The 26,437-nt window shown below is 54.4% G+C and carries 23 protein-coding genes; 10 read left to right on the forward strand and 13 right to left on the reverse strand.

What is annotated here, in order from left to right; all coding sequences use genetic code 11:
- Positions 1-48: 48 nt before the first annotated feature.
- Positions 49-1,758 (reverse strand): nuclease-related domain-containing protein, encoded by a 1,710-nt coding sequence (locus QQ91_RS08610; protein WP_166281564.1) that lies wholly within the window; start codon positions 1,756-1,758, stop codon positions 49-51.
- A gap of 481 nt (positions 1,759-2,239) precedes the next feature.
- Here QQ91_RS08610 and QQ91_RS08615 point away from each other — a divergent pair, with 481 nt between their 5' ends.
- Positions 2,240-2,719, forward strand: coding sequence for a phage integrase N-terminal SAM-like domain-containing protein (locus QQ91_RS08615; RefSeq protein ID WP_236096122.1), 480 nt, complete (start codon positions 2,240-2,242; stop codon positions 2,717-2,719).
- Positions 2,720-2,725: 6 nt separating this feature from the next.
- Entirely contained in the window at positions 2,726-3,040 is a 315-nt protein-coding gene (locus QQ91_RS08620; protein ID WP_236096123.1) for a site-specific integrase, read from the forward strand.
- 638 nt (positions 3,041-3,678) lie between these two features.
- Here the strand turns inward: QQ91_RS08620 and QQ91_RS08625 are convergent.
- The 3 genes from QQ91_RS08625 to QQ91_RS08635 all read right to left on the reverse strand — a co-directional run bounded on the left by QQ91_RS08625 (position 3,679) and on the right by QQ91_RS08635 (position 7,166).
- A complete protein-coding gene (locus QQ91_RS08625) occupies positions 3,679-5,415 on the reverse strand; it encodes a R3H domain-containing nucleic acid-binding protein (RefSeq protein WP_166281631.1) in 1,737 nt (578 codons plus the stop codon).
- A gap of 149 nt (positions 5,416-5,564) precedes the next feature.
- The gene (gene ldpA / locus QQ91_RS08630; protein WP_166281566.1) at positions 5,565-6,683 is read right to left on the reverse strand and encodes a circadian clock protein LdpA; all 1,119 of its coding nucleotides are present in this window, start codon (positions 6,681-6,683) and stop codon (positions 5,565-5,567) included.
- A 27-nt stretch (positions 6,684-6,710) separates the two neighbouring features.
- Positions 6,711-7,166 (reverse strand): NAD(P)H-quinone oxidoreductase subunit N, encoded by a 456-nt coding sequence (locus QQ91_RS08635; protein ID WP_166281568.1) that lies wholly within the window; start codon positions 7,164-7,166, stop codon positions 6,711-6,713.
- Between the two features lie 258 nt (positions 7,167-7,424).
- Here QQ91_RS08635 and QQ91_RS08640 point away from each other — a divergent pair, with 258 nt between their 5' ends.
- From QQ91_RS08640 to QQ91_RS08655, 4 genes are all read left to right on the forward strand, one after another.
- Positions 7,425-8,732, forward strand: a complete 1,308-nt coding sequence (locus QQ91_RS08640; RefSeq protein ID WP_166281570.1) for an alkaline phosphatase PhoX — start codon at positions 7,425-7,427, stop codon at positions 8,730-8,732.
- 147 nt (positions 8,733-8,879) lie between these two features.
- Positions 8,880-10,595 carry a DUF6930 domain-containing protein gene (locus QQ91_RS08645; protein WP_166281572.1) on the forward strand — a complete coding sequence of 572 codons (1,716 nt, stop codon included), beginning with the start codon at positions 8,880-8,882 and terminating at the stop codon, positions 10,593-10,595.
- A gap of 101 nt (positions 10,596-10,696) precedes the next feature.
- Positions 10,697-11,233, forward strand: a complete 537-nt coding sequence (locus QQ91_RS08650; protein WP_166281574.1) for a pentapeptide repeat-containing protein — start codon at positions 10,697-10,699, stop codon at positions 11,231-11,233.
- A gap of 110 nt (positions 11,234-11,343) precedes the next feature.
- Positions 11,344-12,573 (forward strand): chromate transporter, encoded by a 1,230-nt coding sequence (locus QQ91_RS08655; RefSeq protein ID WP_250833304.1) that lies wholly within the window; start codon positions 11,344-11,346, stop codon positions 12,571-12,573.
- 150 nt (positions 12,574-12,723) lie between these two features.
- Here the strand turns inward: QQ91_RS08655 and dpsA are convergent, their stop codons facing one another.
- Positions 12,724-13,260, reverse strand: a complete 537-nt coding sequence (gene dpsA / locus QQ91_RS08660) for a DNA starvation/stress protection protein DpsA (RefSeq protein WP_166281576.1) — start codon at positions 13,258-13,260, stop codon at positions 12,724-12,726.
- Between the two features lie 356 nt (positions 13,261-13,616).
- Here dpsA and QQ91_RS08665 point away from each other — a divergent pair, with 356 nt between their 5' ends.
- The 3 genes from QQ91_RS08665 to QQ91_RS08675 all read left to right on the forward strand — a co-directional run bounded on the left by QQ91_RS08665 (position 13,617) and on the right by QQ91_RS08675 (position 14,853).
- Positions 13,617-14,159 carry a (2Fe-2S) ferredoxin domain-containing protein gene (locus QQ91_RS08665; RefSeq protein ID WP_166281578.1) on the forward strand — a complete coding sequence of 181 codons (543 nt, stop codon included), beginning with the start codon at positions 13,617-13,619 and terminating at the stop codon, positions 14,157-14,159.
- A 150-nt stretch (positions 14,160-14,309) separates the two neighbouring features.
- Positions 14,310-14,591: an Asr1405/Asl0597 family protein gene (locus QQ91_RS08670; protein WP_166281580.1), complete on the forward strand. Its 282-nt coding sequence runs from the start codon at positions 14,310-14,312 to the stop codon at positions 14,589-14,591.
- A 40-nt stretch (positions 14,592-14,631) separates the two neighbouring features.
- Positions 14,632-14,853: a hypothetical protein gene (locus tag QQ91_RS08675; protein WP_166281582.1), complete on the forward strand. Its 222-nt coding sequence runs from the start codon at positions 14,632-14,634 to the stop codon at positions 14,851-14,853.
- Positions 14,854-14,911: 58 nt separating this feature from the next.
- Here the strand turns inward: QQ91_RS08675 and QQ91_RS08680 are convergent, their stop codons facing one another.
- Together QQ91_RS08680 and QQ91_RS08685 are read right to left on the reverse strand one after the other, a co-directional pair.
- Complete coding sequence (locus tag QQ91_RS08680) at positions 14,912-16,714, reverse strand: ABC transporter ATP-binding protein (protein WP_166281635.1); 1,803 nt, start codon at positions 16,712-16,714, stop codon at positions 14,912-14,914.
- Entirely contained in the window at positions 16,659-17,150 is a 492-nt protein-coding gene (locus QQ91_RS08685; RefSeq protein WP_166281584.1) for a DUF1636 family protein, read from the reverse strand. Before QQ91_RS08685 ends, QQ91_RS08680 begins: the two co-directional genes overlap by 56 nt.
- A gap of 328 nt (positions 17,151-17,478) precedes the next feature.
- Between QQ91_RS08685 and QQ91_RS08690 the strand changes: the two genes are divergently transcribed.
- Complete coding sequence (locus QQ91_RS08690; RefSeq protein ID WP_166281586.1) at positions 17,479-18,273, forward strand: Uma2 family endonuclease; 795 nt, start codon at positions 17,479-17,481, stop codon at positions 18,271-18,273.
- Here the strand turns inward: QQ91_RS08690 and QQ91_RS08695 are convergent.
- From QQ91_RS08695 to QQ91_RS08720, 6 genes are all read right to left on the reverse strand, one after another.
- Positions 18,270-19,271, reverse strand: a complete 1,002-nt coding sequence (locus QQ91_RS08695; RefSeq protein WP_250833305.1) for an iron-siderophore ABC transporter substrate-binding protein — start codon at positions 19,269-19,271, stop codon at positions 18,270-18,272. The genes QQ91_RS08690 and QQ91_RS08695 overlap by 4 nt on opposite strands.
- A gap of 72 nt (positions 19,272-19,343) precedes the next feature.
- Complete coding sequence (locus QQ91_RS08700; protein WP_236096124.1) at positions 19,344-21,935, reverse strand: TonB-dependent siderophore receptor; 2,592 nt, start codon at positions 21,933-21,935, stop codon at positions 19,344-19,346.
- Positions 21,936-22,094: 159 nt separating this feature from the next.
- Positions 22,095-23,189 carry a helix-turn-helix transcriptional regulator gene (locus tag QQ91_RS08705; protein WP_166281590.1) on the reverse strand — a complete coding sequence of 365 codons (1,095 nt, stop codon included), beginning with the start codon at positions 23,187-23,189 and terminating at the stop codon, positions 22,095-22,097.
- Positions 23,190-23,284: 95 nt separating this feature from the next.
- Complete coding sequence (locus QQ91_RS08710; RefSeq protein WP_201277385.1) at positions 23,285-25,087, reverse strand: ATP-binding cassette domain-containing protein; 1,803 nt, start codon at positions 25,085-25,087, stop codon at positions 23,285-23,287.
- A gap of 140 nt (positions 25,088-25,227) precedes the next feature.
- Positions 25,228-25,509, reverse strand: coding sequence for a hypothetical protein (locus QQ91_RS08715; protein ID WP_166281592.1), 282 nt, complete (start codon positions 25,507-25,509; stop codon positions 25,228-25,230).
- 45 nt (positions 25,510-25,554) lie between these two features.
- A complete protein-coding gene (locus QQ91_RS08720) occupies positions 25,555-26,337 on the reverse strand; it encodes a Uma2 family endonuclease (RefSeq protein ID WP_166281593.1) in 783 nt (260 codons plus the stop codon).
- Positions 26,338-26,437 lie beyond the last annotated feature (100 nt).

Raw genomic sequence — 26,437 nt, forward strand, 5'->3', positions numbered from 1 at the left:
ATCTCCTTGACAAGTTATACAATTAACCGCTGATACAGACTATTCAGGTCAGAAAGCCAATTTTTCGAGGTGCCCTGCATACAGATAGTTTTTCAGACAAAGAAACTCAACCTCTTTAAAGTCATGAAATAATCGAGCTTGAATCTTCAAGAAGTGAACTGTGATAGGTTTATCACGTCCTTTCAGGGATTGTACTACCGGTTCAACATCTTCCCTGACTGCAATAATTTCAGCAAATGAGTCATTAGAGACATAAATAGGACGCTCTAGGTCATCTTTATTTCGTACAGAGAAACTATTGTGGATATGCACGATATCACCTGGAGAAATGTTATCTGCACGTCCAAAAACCTTTCTCCTTATCCAATTATTTATTTGATTAGTTTCTGCATGAGTAAAAGAAATAAACTTTGTGGACTTCGGGTCTTCAATAAATAATTTCTCTAGTATTTGATGTTTAGATATTTGCTCAGATGGAGCCTCAATAACTTGAGAAGTGTTTGTGGCAATATGAATCTGATTAAATGCTTCCTCTTTAATACACTGTGCCAATCTTAGACAGTTAATAACAAACAAACTGTTTTCCTGATCGGAAAGAATACGATCAAGATAGACTTCGTTTACTTTAAAGCTGGTGATGGCTTGCAACCGATCATTACACAGTGCAGACTCATCTGCCTTGCCACGTGTTAGTTGAAAGGGATCGCCCAAAAATATGATTTGTCGTTCAGAATCTGAAATTCCAGAAAAATTCAAAAAATCTGTGAGAAGTTGACCACTACCATAACGTGAATCATCTGTTTCAAATATTGAATCTGAGATCAAATGTGCATCGCCAACAATATATAGATGGTTGCCAACCTCCTTATTCTCTAGCAGTTCATAGACAAATTTTTCTTTATCAAGCTTTGGATTTGCTGAATAGATATGAGTGTAAATGCTGTCAGCTTCAATTTCATAACGCAATGCTATACGATGATTAGGAGCAAGAATAGTGAAGTTCCGACCATTCTTCAGTGCTACAGAGGCAGTGGCAATCATCACCTGCTCTATACCAGTTCCAATCATTCCAGTAAGAATCATGATTCTCTCTGGTGATTCTAGAAACGTTTCAACTTGAGAGATTGCATGGTGCAAAGAATCAGGAAATTCTATCCTTTCTCTGTCGAATCCTTTCACAGAGGATGTTGCAGCCTTAGTACCTGAGCCTACTGGAACGTATTCGGGAATAGATAGCGCCTCTGAAATTCGTTCTAAATCTTGATTGGAAAGATTAATTTCTCGACTTGTGATTTGTGACAGTCGCTCTACTGCATGATCAAAATCAACTACATGAAACCACCTTTCAATATTAGGAGGTAGTTGTTTTTCGTCAAATTTAATAGGTTTATGGAAAAGTGCCAGCCCAGATATATGACCTAGATTTGGCTGATTACCCGAAGAAAATTGGACTTTTTCTAAGACTTTAAGTAATGCGAACTTATTATCTTTGATTTGAATAAATGGATTTGGTTTGTTTCCTCCCTTGATTTCAATTCCATCTGCAAGCCATCTACCATTTTCTGAGAATTTGATCAGTCCTCCATAGTCTTTGAAGTCGATAACGGTGATACTGTTTTTCTTCAAAACCGCTGCATCAATTTCAGATCCTTGGCATTGAAAATTACCCAGAAGGAGAACAATCTCTTCTGAGCTACCCCAGATCTCTTCTAACTTGCCTAGCAACGCATCAAATATACGGTTCTCATGCGTCGTCATGTAGGGTTGTGTTCGGTATGCTTGGATAACCATTGGTCAGAGTAATGAATGCCACATCTCAGTTTTCCCCTAAATTCACCAAGAATGGCAAGTGCTTTGGTGCTAAGGAGCTTGTATCAACCTCTTTGACATCATCCCTGCCTCCTCCTCTAACAATTTCGACTCTTACAAACTCACTAGGAGCGGAATTTGAGAAGGGCTACCTCAGCAAGATCTTCCGCTTGCGTCCAGACCGACAGCCTAGAGCCGTATAACTATGATTTAGACATCATCATGACGTCTAACTCCCCTAAAAGTCATGTTAAGCGTGGCTGTTAAGTTTAACACCCTTTAATCAGGATGTTAGAAATATTTCTGAAATTTAACATCCCAATGGAGGGGTGTTATACCAACTTAAATATGGTATATGTGTACTATTATTGGTACTGAGGATCCCCGTTTCCTGAAATAGAGTGTTTCATTTCTTTACATGTTCTGAGTCATGCCAGCCTCCTCACTTGATTCTCATGCGCCAAAATTAATTGAACAGATAACAATTACAGCTAGACTAAAACATTTCAGTCTCAAGACGGAAAAGTCCTATCTCTATTACATTCGTGACTTCATCCGATTTCACCACATGCGCCATCCAAGAGAAATGGGCGTCTCAGAAATTCGTGATTATTTGTCATCTTTTGCGCTCCACAAGCATATTGCTCCATCCACTCAAAATGTGGCCTTGAGTGCCCTCCTGTTCCTCTATCAGCAGGTCTTACAAATCGAGGTGCCTTTCATTGAAGGAATTGAACGACCGCATCGTTCCCAGCGGTTGCCTGTTGTCTTTTCCCGTGAAGAAGTGCAAAAGATCTTGGCAAATTTGGGAGGAGTCTTTTACATCATGACGAGTTTGCTTTATGGAGCAGGGCTACGTCTGAATGAATGCTTGCACTTGCGCGTTAAAGATCTGGATTTTGATTATTGACAAATTATGGTGAGGGATGGCAAGGGCTACAAAGATCGCCTAACGATGCTTCCCCAATCGTTGATTGCTGGCCTTCAACTTCAGCTTCAGTTTGCCCAGCGGCTTTTCCAGTTTGATCTTAGCCAAGGCTATGGAGAGGCATCCCTTCCCTATGCCCTCGCCCAAAAATATCCTAATTTAGGACGCACCTGGGGGTGGCAATACGTGTTTCCATCTCATAAACGATCGCTCGATCCGATGTCTCATCGAGTCAAACGGCATCACCTCCATGAACAAACGCTGTTCTCAACAAAGGGGGAAAGGGAGTGCGATCGCCCCTAGATTCTTGTAATTGATTGATGGAGCGATCGCCCCAACAGCGCCCTACTCTGCTTCCAAACCTCACTGCCCTGCGAATTCACTCAGCGATCGCCTAGGCCGCTCCAGAGGCATCACCTTTGGCCTGAAATCAGATCTTTACCCAGCGATGGCCGCAGGCCGGTCGCAGACCATCGCCCCGCGCCAACTCTCTCAATTGGGAGGCCAGCCGAATCACTAGGTCTTCTCTCATGGCTGAATCATCAGCCCCTCCAATCCCCTGAAGGTGCTTCGCCAAGTACTCTGAACCAATAAAATTAAAGTTGGTTTTGTACCTCAGCCCATACTTTTCCTACGACCAAAATATTTTGCATCACTAAGGGCGATCGCCCCGCTCCTCAAGACGGCGATCGCAGTTGGGTATCTAGCCTCCTGGTGAGCCTATCGCCTCAGCGTCTCATCATCTTGCTCGTCATCTTCCGAGAGAAACTCAGCGGCACGTCGGCAGTCTGTGACCATTCCTGAAGTAACCGGCAGTTGTATAGAAATACCGACAAAAAAATGGGAACGTCCACGCCAATTCTCACTTCACCTGATCACTAGGTTTTTTTGCAAGCACCAGCATATTGAAGCGGTTTTCTGCCGTTTTAAGCCCCAGCACCTCAAGCTGGATATATCCGCAGCCGACGGTTGGGTTCGTCGCCAAAGCTACGCGACTGCAATCGGTAATGCTCAATCAGCTCATGCTGCATCTTCCGCACATTTGCAGGACGTGGCAGCAGCTCCACGGGCTGCCCCTTCGGAATCACAATCTGCTCGACGGCTAACCGCGCTTCCTCCAGCGCTTCGAGTTCATCATGTTCCTTGCCCGTGGTCATGAGCTGGAAATCAATCAGCTCAGATTTACCAGGCTCCTCCATATTCAACAATCGCCGAAGCCCGCGGGCAATATTGGGCATGGAGCTGGACTTAATGGTGTGAATAGGGATTTGACGATTTCGGGCAATCTGACGCAGCTTGCCATGGTGCTTAATGTTCGATCGCAGGGCAAAAATCACGTCCGTATGCTCTAAGTCCTTGGTCAGCACAATGGGCAAGTTCAGGCTGGTAATGACCTGATCTAGCTGGGATCGACTCACCGCATAGGGATACACATGAAGGGGCAGATCCTCACCGTTGGGGCCTGATTGGTGAGCCCGATTCCCAAAGCGATCGCGCTCCTGGAATGAATCCTCTAGCATTTGCTGAAACTGGGATGCGTCTGAGCTGGAAGCGCGATAGGCCGCTGAAACAGGCGTCATCCGCCCTGACATCTGCCAGCCCGCCAACGAGAGCGGCGTCACTCGATCTTCTGCGGCTACTGGTGCCGGAGCGGGGGCGGGATTTTCCACCACCAGCTTACCGCTCTTGTCGAGGGAGCGAATCTGGGGATGGGGCTGTCGCCCTCGCAGTAGCAGATCCACTGTCTCTGCCACCTCTTGATGTACCACCCAGCGATAGCGCTCGGTCAGCTCCACCGCAATATCAAAGGTCGGAGGCGCCTTACGTTCTAAAATACTTTTTTGACTGCCGCGCCGCCGCGCCTCATCATCACCAAGGGTGACCGATTGAATGCCCCCCACCAAATCTGACAGGGTCGGGTTCTTGACTAAATTTTCAATTTGATTGCCATGGGCGGTTCCAATGAGCTGCACGCCTCGTTCAGCAATCGTTCGAGCGGCCAACGCTTCTAGTTCCGTACCAATTTCGTCAATGACAATCACCTCGGGCATGTGGTTCTCCACAGCCTCAATCATTACCTGATGCTGTAGCTCAGGACGAGCCACCTGCATGCGCCGCGCCCGCCCAATGGCGGGATGGGGAATGTCCCCATCTCCGGCAATTTCATTGGAGGTGTCAATAATAACAACGCGTTTGTCTAGTTCATCGGCTAACACCCTGGCAACGTCTCGCAGGGCAGTGGTTTTTCCCACCCCAGGACGCCCCAGCATTAAAATTGAGCGACCACTTTCCACCAGATCTCGAATCATGCTGGTGGTGCCAAACACAGAGCGCCCGACCCGACAGGTCAACCCTATAATTTCATGCTGACGATTCCGAATGGCGCTGATGCGATGCAGGGTGCGCTCAATTCCGGCACGATTATCCCCGCTAAACTGACCCACGCGCTCAATGCAATAGTCAAGGTCGCTGCGGCGAATCACCTGGTCGGAGAGAAACTCCGCTTTTTGGGGAAATCGGGCCTCCGGCAGACGGCCAAGATCCAAAATAACCTCAATGAGCTGGTGGTAATCCGGATGGCGCTCAAGGGCTTGCTGAAGATGCATGGGCAGAATCGTCAGCAGTTTGGGAAGATCACTAACTTCTGGAGACAGGGAAGGGACGTTAAAATCCACCATGCGAAGACTGAACTGAACTTTCAAGGAGCAACTGTCAAGGGGCGGAACAGGTTGACGGGAGAGGTCAAGGATGGTCCTGCCGATACTCTAACGCAATTTGCTCTGAAGGCTGGGGCAAACCCGCCCCAGTTCATCCAAGATCTTAATCGCTACCTTGATTTCACTGGGGCAACGAGGGACTGCGCCTTGGCGATGGCTGACGCCATGAGCGGGGGCACGTCCTCTAGGCGAGGGGAACCGTAGGTGAGCTGATCCAGATCGGCCTGAATGGACTCCAGGAGCGATCGCCCGTAGCTGCCGTAGGCCAGACCTGAAACGGCGGATCGGCGGATCGGACTGGTCTGATCGGACAGCCTTGAGCAGGATGAGTCCGGGGACCCGTCCCTGGCGCGACGAGGAGTGGGGGCCAGGGAACTCAAGGGTTGAAACAGGCCCAGGGCCTTTAATTTCGTTACGGTGTGAGCATTGGTGCCTCCAGCAACCTGAATATATCCAGGCAGATTCGCCCTGAGGGCCTGCTGCGCATACTTGACCGTGGTTCGCGTCGCTCCTCCGCCAATATCGCCGCTCATGGGGCGACCATCCGTTTGCCACAGGAGTGGGCAGGGCAGGGGGGGCAGGATGGCAGAGATCGAGTGCAAATAGTCCAGTACCCCTGGCGCGTAAGGACAGCTAATCGCTAACAGCTTGAGGTGAGGCAACAGGGGCTTCACCTGTTGCCAGATCCGCTGGAAGGCTTCGAAATGCCCAACCTGGGTATGGATTTCCAGCGCATCAACCGCAAGCGATCGCAGATCGGGCAGCAAATCGGCTAGATGCACCTGATGGGATTGCGCCACAATTTGGTCAATGGGGCAACGGGTCAAACAGCGACCGCATCCATAGCAGCGGTCCTCAATTACGCCCATTTGGGCAAGGGATCGGGGCGTAATCGCCTCCGTCGGACAGATATCCACACAGGGCTGGGAGCAGTCCCCAGGGCAGCGGCGCGGATCAAGCTGGGCCTTGCGAAAGTGGGGATCTTCCCCATCATTGACGCTCACCATCAGCCAGGGCGCATTGGCGCTGTAGGTTTGGGCAAGATCTAGAGCTTCGCGGGCAATGCGAATCACCGCTGGATCTGCCGCCACATCGATACAGTCAGCTCCGGCAATGGCATAGGCCAGGGTAAGGGTGCGCACTGAGGGTAAATGCTGAAAGCTCGCCCCGCAAATCAGTTTAAACCAGTGACCTTCTCGGAGGGCCTGGAGGGGCGTGGGCTCTCGCATCGCCTGTCACCCCTTAAGATCCAGCATCTAGGCCGCTTCCAGCGCAGAGCGCAATGGCTTCCAGGAAAACTTGCGATCGCCCCCTAGCTCCACCACCACCTTCAGGCGGGGCTCCTGCTGAGTCAGATCACAAAAATAGGCCAGCTCCTGCTGGGTGAGCTTTTTGCCATCGTAGAGCCAGAGCACCAGTCCCTTGGCCCGCGGCGGTAAATTTTCCAGGTGATAGGTCAGAAATGGGGGCAGAAAAAACCGGCGCAGGTCCTGCTTGCCCAGGTGAGGAGGCCGGACTCCGTGTACATCGGTCATAAAGGCGGAGACATCCCCAAGACCCGGTGCCGACACAAACTGAGTGGCATAGCCTGCGGCCCGCAGGCGCCGCTTATAGCGTCCCTCAAATCCACCTTCAAGAGGGACGTAGGCCCCAACTGCCCCGGCGGTTTCTACATCCTTGATAAATTTCTTACCCGTAATAATAAGGGCCATAGGTTTAGTGCCATCTGACAGAAAACATGCTGTAGTCCATCCTAAGCCATCCTGTCAACGCTGGGTACTGCGGCCCTGGATGAGATGGGTCCTGCGTGAGATCCGCTGCTTGCAAACCTGAATTCTAGACCCCAGCGAGGCAATGGAGGGAAACTCGGTCATGTATTGGGCGTATCATGACTGGAATTCAATTCGCGGGTACTCTAGTCCAATCATCTTATTAACCCCCTATAAGATTGTTAGCCCTAGGAGGAGAACTTGGCCCTTTCTCGTCGTGCGTTTTTGACCTGGTCTGGATTGGGGATAGCCTCGGTGCTAACCCTCGATCCGTTGCGATTACTGTCCTCTCGGCTCGCGCAGGGAAAAGCCTTTGAAACCCTGCGCTATGGCCCCCTCCTCCCTGACCCCCAGGGAATTTTAGATCTGCCTGAGGGGTTTGCCTATAAAGTGATTTCCCGCACGGGCGATCCCATGAGCGATGGCCACCCCGTGCCGGGTGCACCGGACGGAATGGCGGCCTTTGCCCAGGCCGATGGCTCAATTGTGCTGGTGTGTAACCATGAACTGAGTCCGGCTCAAACCCCGGCAGTGCTGGGTCCTAATGCCTACGACAGGGCCTGCCCTGGGGGAACCACCACGCTGGTGGTGAACCGCGATCGCCAGCTAGTCAAGCAGTACAGCTCCCTGGTGGGAACCTGTCGTAACTGTGCGGGCGGCCCAACCCCCTGGGGATCCTGGATCAGCTGCGAGGAAGATGTCTCCATGCCGGGGCAGCATGCAGTCCGCCGTCCCCACGGCTATAACTTTGAAGTCCCGGCCTCTGCCCAGGAGCCGGTCGTGCCAGAGCCGCTGCGAGCCATGGGCCGCTTTAACCATGAAGCCGTAGCCATAGATCCGAAAACCGGTATAGTCTATCAAACCGAAGATCGAGTCGATGGCCTCTTTTATCGATTTATTCCCCAATCCCCTGAAAACCTGGCCGCAGGCGGTCGACTAGAAGCGCTCAAGATTCGTCAGCAGCCCCAGGCGATCACCCGCACGGGCTTCCAGGTGGGTCAAAGCCACAGCGTTGAGTGGGTCGCCATTGACCAGCCCGACCCGCCCACCGACACCGTTCGCCAGGAAGGGTTTCAGAAGGGCGCTGCCCAGTTTTCCCGCGGGGAGGGATTGGTCTATGCCGATGGGAGCCTCTACTTGACCTGTACCGACGGTGGACCAAACCGCACCGGCCAAATTTGGCGCTACCTGCCCGGATCCCATCCAGAAGAAGGCGGTACCCTTAGCCTGTTTGTGGAGCCCAACCAGCAGGAGATTCTGGACTTTCCTGACAATATTACGGTGGCACCCTTTGGCGATTTGTTTGTGTGCGAAGACGGAGCGAGCGATCAATATCTGCGCGGGGTGGATGCCCAGGGCCATCTCTATCCCTTTGCCCGCAACGCCCTTAACAATTCAGAGTTTGCGGGCGTTTGCTTTTCCACCGATCCGCTGACGATGTTTGTCAATCTGCAGCACCCCGGCTTAACCCTGGCCATTTGGGGAGAGTTTGAGCGACGTCCGGCCTAGGCTGGATGCCTGGGGCTGCTGGCAAAGCATCGGGGATCCAACCTCCCCCAGGAGACTGGCCCCTCAGCTTTACAAAACGCAACTTAAACGCTGAAAACGTGTGTTTTTGCATCGAACTCGCTCCATGGCCCAAAGTCATGAGAGATAATGGCTCGGTTAATTGAGTTCAACGGTTCTCCAACCGGCGGGTCATTAGTTTTCATCGGTGGTATGGCTTTACTCAGCTCCTCAACTGTGCGGCGGTTACAATCTTTACCCAAGGACGAAGGCATTTGGGAGGGCGATCGCCGTCCGCTACCGGCAGTTTTTAAAGGGCGCGGTGGCGTTGATCTGGCCGGGGAGTCGGAGTGGGTTCTCTGGGTTGACGATGCCAAGGTGATTCGGGCGATGGATATCGTTCCGGCCACGGCAGGGCCAGAGGTTTTGGTTCGCACCTTGATCAAGGCCATTGAATATCCCCATGGTCCTGCGGCTCCGGTCTGCCCACGCCAAATCTACGTGCGCGATCGCCAGCAGCAGTTTTTTCTGCGCGGAGCCCTTCAGGATTTAGCCATCGATATTCTTTACAACCCTGAGCTACCGCTCATTGATGAGATTGTTCAGAGTATGGAGGTGATGTCCTCCACCTACGGATCGGCCCTTCCGCCCCAATCTCAAAAGGCGCTAGAGTCCCTGGCCAGGAGAATTTGGGCAGCGGCGCCCTGGACGGATCTAGCCGATCACCACATCATTGAGATCACCCTCCAAGATCCCAATTCTCCTAAACAGACCGAAACCTACTACCTGTGCTGTCTAGGGCAAATGGGCATGGAGTTCGGGCTGCTGCTCTATCGATCGTTGGACTCTCTGCGAGAATTTCGGCAGGCAGCCTGTGATCGACAAAATCTCGAGTTCGAGCAAGCGGAGGAGGAAGATCTAGAATCAATTTTTCTCAGCCAGGACTGTTTGTTTCTAAACTACGATACCCCCGATTCCTGGCCAGAGAGCAAGCCTCTCCTGGCCAGGGTTCCCGAGTTCAACCTTGGCACCATCCATCCCTTAGAAGGGCTCCGTCCGTTTCTGGAAGAGGAGGAGGCTGTGGCCATGCTGGCCAGTTTGGAGGGGTTCCTCAAGTTTCTGCAGCGCTCCCGTCGCCGGTTTCTCCAGGAGGACTTTCCGGAGTTGAAGGGGACCTATCAAATCAAGCCCTTGCCCAAGCAGCCCGATCTGATCCGCAAGGTTACCTTGAAAACGCTGCCCGACCTCTCGATGAACCTGCTGGATCTGGCAGTGCCGGCACCGGAGGCTGAGGATCTAGACCCCGCAGAGCTGATGGGGCTTTTAGATGATCAGCTCAGTATTCAAGATACGCTGATTCCTGATAAGGCTCTGGTTTCCATTGGCATGTTGCCCTGGGGGCTCTATGAGGACCTGGCGCCGAAGGTGCAGGGGGTTGAGGCGGAGATCGTGGGCACCGGGGAGGGGCTGCCCGTGGTCATGGTGCAAACCTCCTTGCCGAAGGCGAAAAAAATCCTGGCTGACCTGGAAGCCCATAGCGGCTTGGCGGGCATTGGTTTTCTGGAGGGCTTTGATGAATTTGCCCAAGAGCGCATGGATCTTGGGGTCATTTATACGCACGATCGCAAATTTAACCTGTTTGGAGAATACCTCCAATCTTCTCCGGTCCATATTCAAGCACGCCGCAAATGGGACCAGCGGAATCAAGTCACCCAAGGCTGCTGTGCTTTGGCTATTGCACGAGGCGTCACTGGCGCTAATCGCGGCAAACCGCAGGCAAAGGATTTTGTGGCGATTTTGGGGACCCAGGCGCTTTCCCCCAATGCCCTGGGCTTGGGACTGTTTGTCATGGGCGATCGCGACTGAGGACAGACCGAATCAATCCCCGCCATTTTGTTCCGAAGGCAGTTCCGAAGGTAGGCTTTTTTGCGATGATGAGGACATTAGCGATACCATCCCTTTTCCCCATGACTGTATTTGATCCCACGCCCCGGCGCGTTTCTCGGTCGCGATCGCGCGGACGACTGCTGAGTCTTCTGCTCCTTTTGGGGGCACTGGTGGTTCTGTGGCTGAATCTTTGGGCCAGGCCAGCCTGGGCAGAGGTCTACGATCGGGTGAATTTAGCCAATGCAGATTTTTCTGGTCAGGACTTGACCGATTCTAGCTTCACCTTCACCAACCTCCGCAACGCCAATCTCAGCCAGAGCAATCTGGAGGGCGTGAGTCTATTTGGCTCTAAATTTCGGGGCGCCAATCTGGAGGGGGCAAACCTCCGTCATTCCACCCTGGATTCTGCAGAGCTGGTGGGGGTTAACCTCAACAATGCCAATCTGGAGGGAGCCTTTGCCAACAGCGCCCAGTTTGAAGGCGCCACAATCCAGGGGGCAGACTTTACCGATGTAGAACTGCGAGACGATGCCCGCGCCGCCCTGTGTGAAATCGCCGCAGGCACGAACCCCACAACCCACCGTCCGACGCGCGAAACTCTCCAGTGTGACGGATAAAGTGTGACGGATAAAGTGTGACGAATAATTTGTATTCCTCGCTATTGTGTTGAGATTTAGCAACCGTCTACAGTTTGGCTCAAGGAGCCAGTTTACGGATTGTTAAAATCGTGTCTACCGAATCTTCCGACCCCTCTTTGAAGCCCGCCTCTGCGGCCTCGGCAGCCTCCTCTCCTGACCCTGGAGCGTCTCAGCCGGGGGAGCTCAGAGGTTGGGCCAAATTAGTGGAGCTGGCCTGGGTCTTTGGGCGGCTGGGGACCCTGGCCTTTGGGGGACCTGCGGCCCATATCGCCATGATGGACGAAGAGGTGGTGCGGCGACGCCAGTGGATGTCCCCCGAAACCTTGCTAGATCTGATGGGGCTGACTAGCTTGATTCCTGGCCCCAACTCCACGGAACTGGCGATACACATCGGCTACAGTCGGGCCGGATGGTCAGGACTCTGGATAGCCGGGATTAGCTTTATGCTGCCAGCGGTCAGTCTCGTGGGCGCCCTTGCTGTCCTCTATCAGCGCTATCAAACGGTGCCCCAACTGGCTGGCTGGCTATCTGGTATCCAGGCCGTCATCATTGCCATCATTTTGCAGGCGGTTTGGACCTTGGGGCGCAAAGCTGTGCGAGACCGAACGACAGCGCTGGTGGCAATTGCAGCCCTGGTAGGCTTCGCCCTGGGGATCAATGAACTGCTGTTGCTGCTGATCTGCGGTATTGCCGTACTGTTGGTGCGCCTCGGGCAGACCAGGTTCTGGCCGGGGCTGCTGTTCCCCCTGGGCACCTCGCCCTGGGCTACCCTGCCCAAGGCGCCGGATTCTCCCCAGTGGACCGCTGTCTTTTGGGTGTTTCTGAAGGTGGGATCGGTGCTCTACGGCAGCGGTTACGTGCTCTTTGCCTTTTTGCAACGTGACCTAGTGGAGCGTTGGCATTGGCTCACCGCTCAACAACTCCTGGACGCGATCGCGGTTGGCCAAATGACCCCTGGTCCGGTACTGACCACCGCCACCTTCGTTGGCTACCTAGTGGCGGGATTTCCTGGCGCAATTGCCGCGACGATTGGTATCTTTTTACCCGCCTTTCTGCTCGTGGGCTTGATAACGCCCTGGATTTCAACCCTGCGCACTCACCCCAGCCTGCGCGCATTTTTAGATGGAGTGAATGTGGCCTCTCTCGCACTCATGGTGGGGGTCACCTACACCCTGGCTCGCACAGCGGTGGTCAGTCCAGTGACGCTTGCCTTGGCGCTAGTCGCCATGATTGCCATTTTTGGCTTTAAGGTGCGCCCCCCCTGGGTTTTGCTCCTGGGGGCTCTGGGAGGAGGTGCCGCCCAGTTCTTCAACGGATGACCTGCAGTGTCTGCAGGCCCCTAGATGTTGTCAACGGCTCCTCTGGCAACCCTGGAGCCACTGCCCTTGGCAGTGCTCCAGGGTCAACCGCTAGTTCTTATCAAGACGGACACATAAAGACGGACACAAAACCCGAAGCCCCAGGGGAGACTAGGGCAGACGCACCAGAGTGTCATCGGCCAAGAAATGATTCAGGTGATAGGCCCGTTCCTCAGTTTCGAGGAGGATCTGTTCGTAGAGGTGTCGGGTGGCCATATCGCCCAGGCTTTCCGCTTGAATTGCCTGGCGACGCAAGACGGCAATCACGGCCTGCTCTGCGGCCAAATCATGCTCAATCATGGTTCGGCAGTCAAAGCTGCCATCGGCCTCTGGCGAAAAGCAGCAGAGCTCAGCCAGGCGCTGAAAACTAGCCACCGGAACGCCCCCTAATCCGTTTAAACGCTCCCCAATGTCATGCACATGCCCTTGGGTTTTGTCGTAGCAGTCTTCAAAAAATTCATGGATCTGATAAAACTCTGCGCCTTCCACCACAAAGTGATGCTTCTGGTACTGCAAGTAAAGGGCTTGGAAACTTGCAAGCAAGACATTCATCCCCTCGCAAATAGGCTCTGTTGTTGAATGTTCCAAGCCTAAGGGATTGGCAACAACAACCCCAAATTCTTGAACGATCCCCGTTTGGGTTGACATGATTTGCTCCAGCTTTTGAGAATTTCTATAGATCCTGATGTATGCAGGATGGATGCCAGTGAGAATCCTGCCTGTGAATTGAAATCCGGGGCAAATTTCTCCCTCTGCACAGCTCAGAGTATAGCGCTAATTCTTTGGGGGAGGCTATTCCTTTATGGTTTGTTCATTAAGTCTGCTGCCCATATTCCCACCGCGGTGCAGGGAGAACCCCCATCCTGGAAGGCAAGTTCGTGAATTCCTTCGGACCGCTATAATGAATTTTATTGCAAATTAATTTCATATAACCACTTCCGTTAGAAGGCTATCACAGCTTAAATTCATCCTTCTCAGTCCTTGTCACACAACTATTAAGGTCCATGCTCTACGGTTGTCAATCTCTGACCCTCGGGGGAACATTTATTGCCTTTCAGCAAAAGAAAGCAGGGCGAATTGCGGCGATTCAGTTGCAAACGGCGCAAGGTTCCCAAACGATTAAAGCCTCAAAGTGGTTTCGCCTTGTCCCCCAGTGGTCTCCGCAGCCTGGAGAATCAATTGAGATCTCAATTTTAAAGACGGTGAAAGCCGGAAAAGTCAAGATCAAAGCCTTTGCAGTGGGTCCCGGTGCTGGGTCTTTACCTCCATCTCTGGAGATGCCCACACCAGATTGCATTGCGGTCTGCCAGTCAAAAGGCTGTGGGCGACGGGGATCCAATCAGCTGCAGCGGCAAATCACGGCGGCAATCCAGTCCGCAGGGCTCGACTCTCGCTTGCGCGTGATCTCCACCGATTGCTTAGGGGAATGCAAGGGGGGGCCTGCCGTCCAGTTACAGCCCACGGGGCAAATCTTCACGCGCCCCAATCCTCAAACCCTGGTCCATGCGGCCCTGGGGAGTCCGGCAGACGCAGGGACTATTCTCTAATAAAGATTCTCAATAGGTGTCCCAGAGTGGTCCAGAGCTTCTTAGTTGATAATTAGTTGCATCTGTAAGGAGAAGCTGTTACGGTAGGGGCAGTTGCGATAGTTGATTAAAATTTTCAATAAGCTGAGTTTATGATGCTGGAGTTGTGCGATGGGAAAGAGTAGCTATTGCGCGAAGAGTATGCAAGGTATTTTGGATGTGCCGCGCTGCGATCGCTGGCACATCCAGCGTCGCCTATCGGATCTGTCTATTCCTTCCTACTGTGACCGTGCTGGAAACCTAGTCGTTGAGGTAAGCAATGGAGTTGAGATTGTCCAGATCCACAGCGTCGTTCGTCAGGTTTTGGCAAAGCGCCCTCAACTGGCCTCCTGGCTGGAATCTTGTTGGTCTCAGCCGAGCGTTACCCCCTCGGCGCCAGTCAGCCTCAATTAGAGTCCAGCGGATCAAGGGCGATCGCTGGACTGATTTTTTTGTGGGCCACGTGACGCCAGAGTCACCGGAGCGGCAGTCCGTGCTAGATAGTGCTTCCAGAGTCGGCCTCCATTTCTCGCTCCATGATAGCTATGACCTGTTGAATCAAAACTGCCCTGACCCTCAAATTCCACGCTATCTCTGGGAGGCGGCTCAGCACATTATGAGTCGCCGGGCGCAGTGGGGAGGCCAGCCTGCCGGTCAGCCCAGAACTCGGTTATAGGGTAAAACAGCGCAGCCGAGAATCTAGCGCCACGAGCTAACGAGAAAACGCTAAACACCTAGAATTGCCCCGCTGACTTGCCCGTCTGTCCATCCTGGCGCAGGCGTTGACCGTATTGAGATTGGGGATGACTCAAAAGAGTCAAGCGATGGCCGTACTCCACCACTTTCCCCCCCTGGAGGATTAAAATCTGATCAGCCTGCTGGAGTGTTTGCGGGCGATGGGTGATGATGAGTCCAGTTCGTCCCTGTAACAGAGACTTAAGGGCCTGTCCCATCCATTGCTCAGCGGTGGGATCGAGTCGGGAAGCCGCTTCATCCAAGATGACGAGACCCGGATTTTTAAGCAGGATACGGGTAAAGGCGAGCATCTGGGCCTGACCTGCCGATATTCCCTCCCCATTGGCACCCAGCATGGTATCGAGGCCCTGAGGCAGTCCTAAGAGCCAATCCACCAGATGTAGATGATCTAACGCTGCCATAATGTGCTGATCGGAAATGACGGGATTAAAGAAGGTCAGGTTATCCCGAAGGCTGGCCTGAAAAAGCTGTACCGATTGAGTGACCACCCCCATCTGTTGACGGAGGGCTGGAAGGGACAGGTGGTTGAGGGGAATGCCTTCGAGGGTAATTTGACCCTGCTGCGGTTGATATAGCCCCAATAACAGGGCGGCTAGGGTGGACTTGCCGCTGCCGCTTTGTCCTAAAAGACCCAGCACCTGTCCGGCGGGCAATTGAAAGGAGACCTCCTGTAAGGCCCAGGGCTGTTCCGCTGTGTCGTAGCGAAATCCAACCTGCGAAAATTCAATGCTCCAAGGGGCTACGGGAATCGGGACTGGATCGACGGCATGGCGCGGTAGAGGGGTGTGGCGCAGATCGAGGACGCGCTGCACGCTGGCCAGAGCCTGCTGGATGCCCTCCAGTTCTTCGCGAATTCGCTCGATGGGGTCGCTCAGCAGTTGGGTGTAGTGAAAAATGAGGTAGGCACTGCCCAGGGAGAGGGTTTCCTGACGCCAGAGGTAAGCCGCCAGGGCTAGCGCTATTCCGTGCCCCAGGGTAAAGCTGCCCACGGAACTGGCCCAGAGCAAGGTGCTGCTCAGACGGGCGGTTTGGTAGAGAGGAAGCCAACGCTGCAAGATCTGATAGAAGCGATGCATGACGTAGCGAGAAGCCCCATTGGCCACCAGATCTTCGCGGCTCTGGAGGACCTCTCCCATGAAGCCGAAGTATTCGGCGCTCACTTGGAGATAGCGTCCCCAGGGGCCCAGGGCGATCCGATGCAGACCGCAAAGAAAGGCCAGGGTTCCGCCAGAAAAGAGGGTCAGGATGATTCCGGCCAGGGGGTGTTGAAACCAGAGGACAACCAGAATGCCCAGCAGCAGCAGCAGATTCCCGATCAGATGAATCACAAATTGTGAGAAGAATCGGGCCAGAAGGGTTACGTCTCCATCCACTCGATCCACTAGCGATCCTGGAGGATGCTGGTGATGAAAGGGGAGGGTAAGGTGCAGGCAATGATGGGCGAGATCAAGGCGTAACCGGTTGGTGGCCTGCCAGGCAATTCTCTCGCTCAGGTAGGTGGTCACGACTGTTCCGGCCTGAATCAGCAGGGCGATGGCCAGATAAAGCCCTGCCGCGCGCCAGAGTAGGTGCTGGGAGCCGCCGGCGATCGCGGTGTCAATAAAGTAGCCAATAATCTGCGGGTCGAGGATCTGGAGGCCAATGGTGCTGAACAGGACAACGGTCAATCCCAGCACCTGTTTTCGCTGGGGATAGAGAGCGTCGTAGAGGAGCTGTCCAGCCTGTTTAAACAGGAGGGGAAGCTTCCAGGGCAGGGTCAAGGGGAAGGGGCGCGATCGCATCGGGTGTAGAGGACTCAAGGGCCACTGAGGCGGCAACGAGGGGTGGAATTCTGGCGGCATCGACGCTTTGCAGTGCGGCGGGGATTTGCGGCCAGGGAATCTGCCCCGTCGCGCGGGTCAGATAGAGATCTGCCATCTGCAGCAACGCAGGTGCGGCTGTTTCGGCGACTGCAGAAAAGAGATAGGTGGGTTTTCCCGGCGCGCAGAAGGCAACGGCGCAGGGGCGATCGCAGGTCCAAAGGCACCCGGCGGCTTGAATATCCAGATCTGCCAAGTGGGGACAGCTCTGATGCTGCGTTTGCAGCTGTTGCAGCTGTCGCAGTAGGTTGGCACCTGCCTGGCTATTTTCGCAGGGCTGCATCTGGGCTTGATCCGCCTGATCTGACTCCGATGAAACTCGACACGATTGACAGACAAACAAGACTGCTTTGGACATGGGCGGCTCACTCAGGCTCCAGGAAACAACAACGCAATAGGGCCATACTTAAAACTAAGCGCTACCTTCGGTAGACTCCACCTTGATCTGAGGCCGAGCCGGATTTTTTTTATCCTGATCCGGAATTTGTTATTTTCTGCAAGCCTACGCCCAACACGAATTGGACTGGGCAGTCTGCTGAACTCCTAACTCCGCGAAAATGGCAGAGGTCAGCATGTACACCCACGCATGCACGAATCTAGGAGTGTTTGGTCATCAAAGTGAATGCCGATAAAATTGGCTATGATTGGATCGTCGCGCCAGAGTATTGAAGCGCCAAAGATTACCCATGGTTTTGCCCCGAACCCCTACCACCGGACTCCAGGTAACTTGGGAAGCGCTCCCCGCTGATTTTGTTTTGCCCGATGACCCTGTGGAAAATATTCAACAACCGTCCCTGGCGGCGGCCTTAACCGATGCGCTTGGCTGCGCAGCGTTGATTCAAGCGCAGATGCTAATTGGCTCTAACTTTGCGCTGGTGGCCACCGTCAACGGCAAAATCGTGGTCAAAGCTCCCGACTGGTTTTACGTCCCCCAGGTTCACCCGGTGGCCCCCGGCGTGATTCGTCGCAGCTACACCCCCCATCTTCAGGGCAGTGGCGTGGGGGTGGTGATGGAATTTCTCTCTGATGAGGACGGGGGGGAGCTGTCGGTGCGATCCACTCCTCCCTACGGCAAGCTCTATTTTTACGAGCAGATTCTCCAGGTGCCCACCTACGTCACCTACGATCCCTACGAACCCAAGCTCGAAGTGCGTCATCTGCAAAATGGCAGGTATGTGCTCCAGAGCGCTAATGAACAGGGACAGTGGTGGATACCAGAGCTATCGCTGTTTTTAGGCATCTGGTTTGGCCAGCGCTTGGGCATCACCACCCATTGGCTGCGCTGGTGGGACACCGATGGAAATTTACTCCGGTGGAGTGCCGAACAGGCTGAACAAGAGCGGCAGCGGGCTGAGCAAGAGCGGCAGGCTCGGCTGGCGGCAGTGGCCAATCTGCGATCGCTCGGCTTGAGCGACGAGCAAATTGCAGCGGCTTTGAGCCTTTCGGAAGCCGAGATGCGATCGGTTGAAACACAAACCTAACCGCCCAACCGTTCCGGCAAGCGGGAGCGGTCTGATCGCCCGGTCGGCTCACGGTTCACCAGAACTTGAAACAAGTCCTCGACGATGGCGGTGGCGGCGATCGGACCGCTGCCAATCCAATAGCTGGGCACCTGATAAACGCGATCGCGCTGAACGGCTTTGAGCCGTTGCCAGAGTGGATCTCTTTGGAGCTCGCTTAACTGACTCCGGGCTTCCTGGTTGGCTTCGGCTGTATTTTCTGCCGTCCAGATAAAGAGAACATCCCCATCGGCCTGATCAAAGCGTTCCAGGCTAAGGGCCGCCTGAATCGGATTTTGATAGCGACGGTTGGCCTCATCCGCCGATAGGTTTTGGGCGGGGGGGCGGGACAGGCCGGCATCTTGCAAGATGGTTCCGGGAAAGGAGTCTCGAAAGTAGAGATTGACGCTATCGGGATAGATGCGGATCACGGAGACCTGCAAGGATGACAGGGGGTCAGGATCTAGCTGGGATGCCAGTTGCTGCTGAAACTGCTGAATGCGATCGCGGTAGGCTTGCAGCGCCTGTTCACCTTGACTGACGCGGTTCAACACCTGAGCGTAGGTTTTGAACACATCTTTCCACTGGCCGCTGTGCTCAAAGTTGATTAACACCGTGGGGGCAACCTGAGTGGCCCGGTTGTAAATCTCCTGGTGGTAGTCCAACCCCAGAATTAAATCCGGCTTGAGTGCCAACACCCGTTCTAAATTGACGCCCTCGGACTGGCCCACATCCACCACGTCGGTTAGATGGGACTGCAAATGCGCATCCAGGCGCTGCACATCCACGGTTCCCAGGGGCTTGAGGCCCAGGGCGATCGCATGTTCAAACGACACCGTATCCAGGGTCACCAGCCGCTGCACCTGACCAGGAACACAGGTTTTCCCGGCCGCATGATCCACCCAGCGGCAGGTTGGATCCGTTGGCGGATCCGTGACCGATTGGGGCTGACAAGCGGCCACTCCGAAAGCTAGCAACAAACCCCACAGCCCAGCCATCCAGACGGAGCGACGGCTAACTAACGGGCGATGGGCAGTCCAGATCATCGAGCATTAAAAGGTGATGGCGAAGGAAGCAGAAACGTTAAACGGCGCGCCGGGGCTGGCACTAAAGCCAAAGTTGGAGGCTGTAAAGTAGCGTTCATTGAACAAATTTTCCAGATTGATCTGCACGCGCCAGTTATCACGCTTGTAGAAGAGGGCTGCATCGGTGCGGAAGTAGCTCGGCAATGTAAAGCTGTTATCAATGTCGCCCTGGCGATCCTCTACATAAAACAAGCCTAATCCCGCCCCTAATCCGGCCAGATCCCCTGAGGGAACTTCATAGGAGGTCCAGAGGCTGAACTGGTGGGCCGGGGCATTGGCCAGACGATTGCCCACGGGAATGGTATTGTCCTGACTCACAAAGGCATCGAGATAGGTGTAGCCCCCAATGAGGTTCCAGCCCGGTAGAATTTCACCCCCCAGGTTGAGTTCCAGGCCGCGACTGGCCACTTCTCCAGCCTGGATCTGATCAAAGGGATCGGGGGTGTCTGGATTGTCCGTGGCCACATTTTGCTTACGAATATCAAAGGCGGCCAGATTGAGGCTGAAGCGATCGCTGAGATCGGCTTTGATGCCCACTTCAACCTGACGTCCGGTTTGCGGTTCAAAGGGGCTACCATCTGCATTGCGGCTGGCCCCAAAGGCCGGGTTAAAGGAGGTGGTGTAGGAGGCATAGAGCGAAACTGGCTCAATGGGTTGATAGACCAACCCCACCCGCGGCGTGAATGCCTCATCGGTGAGGCGAAATTCCTCGCGGGGATTGCCCAGTTCGCGCGTCGTGCGCAATTGACTGACGCGGTCATAGCGAAGGCCTGCCAGCAGCTTGAGCTGAGGGATAAACTCAATTTGATCTTGGAGATAGAGACTGAAGGTATCAACCTGGTCATCGCGGAAAAAGGTGGGATCGATCGCGTAGGGGACGTTGGTGTAGACCGGATTGAACCCATTGATGGGCGCAAACAGGTTATCAAACTGGAACTCTGGCTTTTCCACATCATGGCGATATTCAACGCCAAAGCGCAGTTGATGCTTCACGGGGCCAGTTTGGAACCGACCGATGATCTCCCCGTTGGTAAACAGACGTTTGTAGCTGCCCCCGGCAAAGTATTCCAAGCGTTCTAAATCACCGCTGGGAAGCTGCACAAAATCGTTGAATAGGGGTGCAAGTCGCTGGGGGTCGTACTGCAAATACTGCAATGAATGACGCAATGACCAGTCTTCGTTCCAATCGTAGTTGAAGCGATACCCCACCTTAAATTCATCCTGGGAAAATTCGCCAAAGTCTTCATTGAGGAATCGCCGGCGAGGCAGATCGATAATGGCATTTTGCGTGGGGCTTTGGCTAAACAGCGGCAGACCTTCATCGATGGTTTCCCGGTTGTAGGCATATTGCCCAAACACATCTAGGCTGGCTTTGTCGTTGATCTCCCAGGTGAGAATAGGGGAGACAATGAACCGCTCGCCGTTAACGAAATCACGAAAACTACCGTAGTTCTCGTAGGAGAGATTCAGGCGATATTTCAGGTTTTTTTGAGCATTGAGTGGCCCCGAAAGATCCACGGCCCCAGCATAGGTCTCAAAGCTGCCGATGGTGCCCGAAATTTCATAAAATGGCTCGTCTAGGGGACGCTTGGAAACCAGATTGATAATCCCCCCAGGTTCTCCCTGGCCAAAGAGGACGGATGCTGGCCCTTTGAGCACCTCTACCCGTTCAATGTCATTGGTACTGAGGGGCGAGAGGGAAAAGGTGGAAATTCCATCTCGAAAGATACCATCGTTGGCTTCAAACCCGCGAATCAGAAACCCAGGGCCAAAGACGCTAGTGCCCCGGCCGCCTGCATTGATGACCCCTGGCGTAGTTTCCAAAGCTTTGCCTAGCTCCAGGGCGTTGCGATCTTCAATCACCGCCTCCGGGACAATCTGCACTGAGAAGGGCACATCGCGCAAGGGTGTCTCGGTGCCCGTGGCGGTGCTGCTAGATCGGGGATTATAGGCCGGATCTCGCTCGGCGGTGACCGTAATTTCAATCTCATCGCCGTCTACGGGTGCCTCGTTGATCGCGGCGGAACTGGGTTCTCCGGGAACAATGCGAACCTGCAGTTGTCCGGCCTCCGTCAGCGGCTGAATCTGGGGTGCCGCGTCAGTGCCAACCAGCACAATCTGTACCCGATCGCCAGGGAGATTGTTCACCTGAACCCGCTCAATGCCGGGGATGGGATTGCGCTCCTCTCGATTGCTTCCCTCAGGCAGTACCAGTCGGGCATTGGGAATCTCAGCGATCGCTTCGTTGCCTGCACGCTCAAAGATCGGCAATGGCAGGTCGCCCCCGCTCGTTTCCAGGCGCAGATCTAGTCCAGCCTCTTGGGGAATGATTTGCACCGCTGTAATTTCCAGGGGCAACCCCTGGGCGATCGCGGTGGGCTGATGGGTTGAATGATGGGTTGGATCATCGCTGCTGACGGCCAGATGGCCTACATCCAACCCCGCAAAGCCGAAATTTTCAGCGTTGGCTTGGGCTGAATCGATAATCATCCCGGTGCCCAGTACAAGGCTGGCGATCGCCCAAACCTGTCCTGCCCCCCGTTTGTCCTGCTGTCTCATGTTGCCTCGCTCACACCTAACCGCCGCGGATATCCCCTGAGATACCAGTCCGGCCTATTTATTGACTTTAATTCCTAGTAAGGCACTTTATCAGGTTCAGTCCAGCGACAGCGGATAAAATTTGTCTGAGACGGAATAAAAAGAACCGGAAACGGAACTTTATAACGGCTGCGCCTTCCAGCGACTGTACTGCTTGGGCGAGACCCCGTATTTTTTCCGAAAAGCGCGCGAGAGACTGCTGGCGCTGCGAAACCCGACGCTGTGCGCGACCTCGGACACATTCATCTCCCGGTTTGCCAGCAGCTGGCGGGCCTGTTCCAGGCGGTACTCGTGTAGGCAACCAAAGGCTGTGGTGCCAAACACCTCTCGAAATCCGCGCTTAAGGGTGCAATCGTTCAACCCCACCTGCCGGGCCAGATCAAGCAGAGACGGGGGATTCTCAACGCGGCTGAGTAAAATCTGTCGGGCCTGATGAATCCGTTCGATATCGTCGGCTTTTAGCCGGAGTGGTGGCGCCGAGCAACCCGCCGTTTCCTGGACCAGCAGCAGCGCCATCAACTCCCACACTTTGCTCTCCAGGTACATCTTTCTGCTCATCCCCTGAAAGGGACAGTCCAACAGTTGATGCACCGTCGTCTGCATGGCAATGGTGGGGACTCCGGACCCCTGGTAGTAAATTGTTCCCAGGGGCTGCACCAGATGGGCTAAGCCCGCACTGGCTAGGTCTGTCGTGGACCCAAGGTAGTCTTGAAAGGTCGCCGGATCCAGATGGACATTAATCGCCAGGGTGCGCACCTGACCAGGCATCTCTACCCGCTCCGCAGGGGCAGTGCCGCTGCCGTAGAGCCAGTATTGTTGCGGCACCAGGGACGCGGTGGCGGAAGGGCCTGGTTGGCATAAAAACGTATATTCAATGGGATGCGATCGCGCTGGAGACTCGACCACCACTGGCCCATGGAGCTGATAGTCTTCAATGGAGAGCGACAGGCCTGGACGCAGATCTAGGGAGCAAAACTGTCCTGTCCCCAGAAGTTTTGGATAGGGAATGCTCCGATTAAACGGGGCTAGGTGCAGGGGTGAATTGGGGGTCTGGGACTCTAGGGCCTGAGAATCTAGGACTTGGGAATCTAAGCCCTGGGAATCTAAGCTCTGGGAACAGTGGGGCTGCGAATAGTGGTGCTGCTCAGCTCGCGTAAAGAGGTCTTGGTAGTCTTGCTGGGAGAGGGTCAGGGGCATGGATACTAAGGTGTTCAAAGCAGCAACCCAAATGGTGCCCTCATTATAGTTTAGTTGAGAATATTTACCATCTATCTATATTCACCCTCTATCTTCTTGTCGGGCTGGAGGACCTATGGCGCTGGATGCCTGGCCTCCAGGAATTCGCGATGGGACTCGGGTAGCGCCTGCAGCGGCCCCAAAAAGGCAATCTGGCCTTGATCCAACACGAGAATCTGATCGGCACGCTGCCAAATCTGGGGCCGGTGGGACACCACCAGATAGGTTTGTTCTCCCTGGGCGTTAAACAACCGACTCCAGAGCCGCTGCTCCGTGTCCAAATCCAGGGCACTGGAGAGATCGTCAAAGACCAGCAGTTCGCTCTGGCGGATCAGCATGCGGGCCGCTGCCGCTCGCTGCACTTGCCCCCCGGAGAGGCGCATGCCGTTCACGCCAATCGGCATGTCCAGCCCTAGGGGAAACTGGGCCAGATCTGTCTCTAAGGCTGCAAGGGCGATCGCAGCTTCTAAATCCGCCTCTGACGCGGCCTGTCCCAGGAGGAGATTTTCTCGCAGGCTACAGCTGAGCAGGTGGGGAACCTGGGGCGTATAGGCCACCTGGGGCGGCACCAGAAATTGTGCAGGCCGGTTAAGATGCCGGTCATTCCAGGCCAGATCCCCGGCCTCTAGGGGCAGAAGCCCCAGGAGTGATCGCAACAGGGTTGTCTTGCCTGAGCCCACCGCGCCAGTAATCACGGTGAGAGTGCCGCGCTCAATCCGCAGGGAAATATTACGGATGCCGCTACAACTGCCGGGATAGTGATAGGTCAACCCGGTGGCGCTAAAAGTTTGCAGGGGCACTCTCTCAGGACGGTCATGAACCGGAGGCAGAGGCGACACTCCACCCAGCAGGGGGGGCAAGTAGAGCGGACGATGGGCGACCAGATCGGTGGCGGTGCAGTCTAGTAACTGCTCCATGCGTTCGAAGGATACTTCGCTTTGCTTCGTCAAGGTCAGAAAGTCGCCAAAAAAACCGAGAAAATAGGTAACATAGGCCAGGTAATACACAAACAACGCAAAATCCCCCACGCTCAGGGTTTGTTGCTGCATCGATTCCACGGACACCAACAGGATGCCGCCGGTGCCCAAGCTCACGAGGTTGCTAAAGCTGGATTCCAGCAGTTGAGTCAACATGCGATCGCGGATGGCGGCCTGCTCTCGGCGATCGCAAAGTTGCTGAAGATGCTGGATCACCTGTACTTCAGCCCCTTCTACCTGAATGACCTGCACCGCCCCAAACATCTCCCCTAGCCAGCCGGTCACCGCCTGGGTTGCCTGCCGCTGGTTGCGGCGATAGCGCTTAATTCGCTGGGTTAACCGTTGAATCAATCCCGCAATCAGCATCAAGGGTAAAAACACCAGCAGGGTAATGCGGGCATTAATGTGCACCAGTAACGCCAGGGACGCCAGGGCAAACATTCCCTCCCCCAGAAGTTCGTTGGTCCCCACTGCATTATCTTCAAGCTGCTGGGCATCCTCTCGGAAAAAACTAAGGATGGCGCCCCCAGACACCGAGTCTCCCGTTGCGCTCCTCAAGGGCAACGCCCCCGGTCGATGCAGCAGCCGTTCCAGCAGATTGCGGCGAATCAGGGCGCTCATGGTAAAGCGATGCTGGGTTTTCGTGAATCGTCCCCCAAAGATGACCACAATGCGGGCCAGTCCTGTGGCCAGGAGTAGGGCAATCAGAACCTGCGGAGACAGCCGCACGGACGATGGGGTCGTGAGCGCATTAAAGAATTCTCGAATTAGCAGTCCAGGAATGGCCGGCAGTCCGGCAATGAAAATCCAAAGTAGCGTATCGAGCAGGTAGAGCCGTGGGGCATAAGCCACCATCCGCCAGAGTAAGGCCGCAATCCTTGAAGTGGGTGGTTTGGACATCGATTGACTATTATTCATCGCCAGGCCGAGAAAGTTGGATTCGTAGAAGTTGGATTCACATGAGCGGATTATGCAATGCCTGCTGAGGGGCGCGCTCCGAATCATACCTGAAGCGGGGCCGGCAGAGCCCCCCAGTCTCATCAGAGCTGTGCAGACTTGACGGCTCCTGTGGAGTCGGGCGGGGGACGGTGCAGAACTGGCCAGAAAAAGCCCCCTAGTCCCACTAGGCTCAAGATAATAGCGGTCAAGCCATACATCGAGGCTAAACCCATTCCCGGGATGCTGCCCCAAATCAATTGCAGCCATCCCCGCGCGGCCGTGGATTCCACCCAGGGGGCAAACCCTTGCTCCGCCAGTGGTCCAGCGATGAGGGCGGCGATCGCCCCCAGACTCTGCAGCACTAGCCCATTGGCCGCAAACACCCGTCCCTGGAGGGGGTAGGAATCGCAGCCATGGAATGAATGATTTTACAGATGGTCTGGATCCACGCCCAGCGATCGCAGTCGTTCTGCCAGGCGATCCGCCCGCTGCTTTTCCTGTTCCGCCCGTTGCTTTTCCTGCTCAGCCCGTTGCTTTTCCTGCTCAGCCCGCTCATCACCGCTCAGTAGCAAATCTCCCTGACTATCCCACCAGCGCAACCAGGGTAGTGTTTGGTTGAGATACGAACCCTGCCAGATGCCAAGTTCTAATCCCAGGGGAGGAATTGGAAAATGTCCCCGTTCGTTGGGCATGCAGCGCTGGTACTGATTGGCCACGAGTTCATATATCTCCACTGAGGCCTGATCGACATTGTAGATACCGTAGAAAGGAACTCGGATGGCTTGTTCATAAACCCAAAACTTACCTGCTTTCAATCCGTCTTCTGCAAGTGGCGATGTGGTATCGTGCTCCTCAGATCCATCTCCAGAGACAAACTCAAGCGCAATGAGTGGCGCCACAATCTCCTGCCACAGTACATAGGATCGCCGTCGTTTACCGTTGAGCAGGGGCGGAACGTTAGGCACATAAAACCAATCTGGTGCTTCCGCACCTCGCTCAGGGGGGTCAACAAGTCGCCAGTAAATGCCGCAGTCTTGACCGATGACATATTGGCCATCGGGATGTAAACGATCGAGGACAGGACGGATCGAGTCAGTCAGCAGAAGACTTTGAGGATGCTCTTGGAAATTTTTCACAAAGGTACCGTCAGACTCCGGTAACTGCGTATGGTCCGGAAGCGTAAGGGCCGACTGAGACTGCGCGATCGTCATGGTACGTTTGGCGGATTCCGTCGATCAAATTTAATCCAATAGTAGCTTATCCTCCGGGGTCCCCAGCGATTCCATGGAGCCCCAGCGGGCGATGAGTCAC

Origin of the sequence: Lyngbya confervoides BDU141951, from assembly GCF_000817775.3 — a bacterium.
Classification (GTDB): Bacteria; Cyanobacteriota; Cyanobacteriia; order Thermosynechococcales; family Thermosynechococcaceae; genus Lyngbya; species Lyngbya confervoides.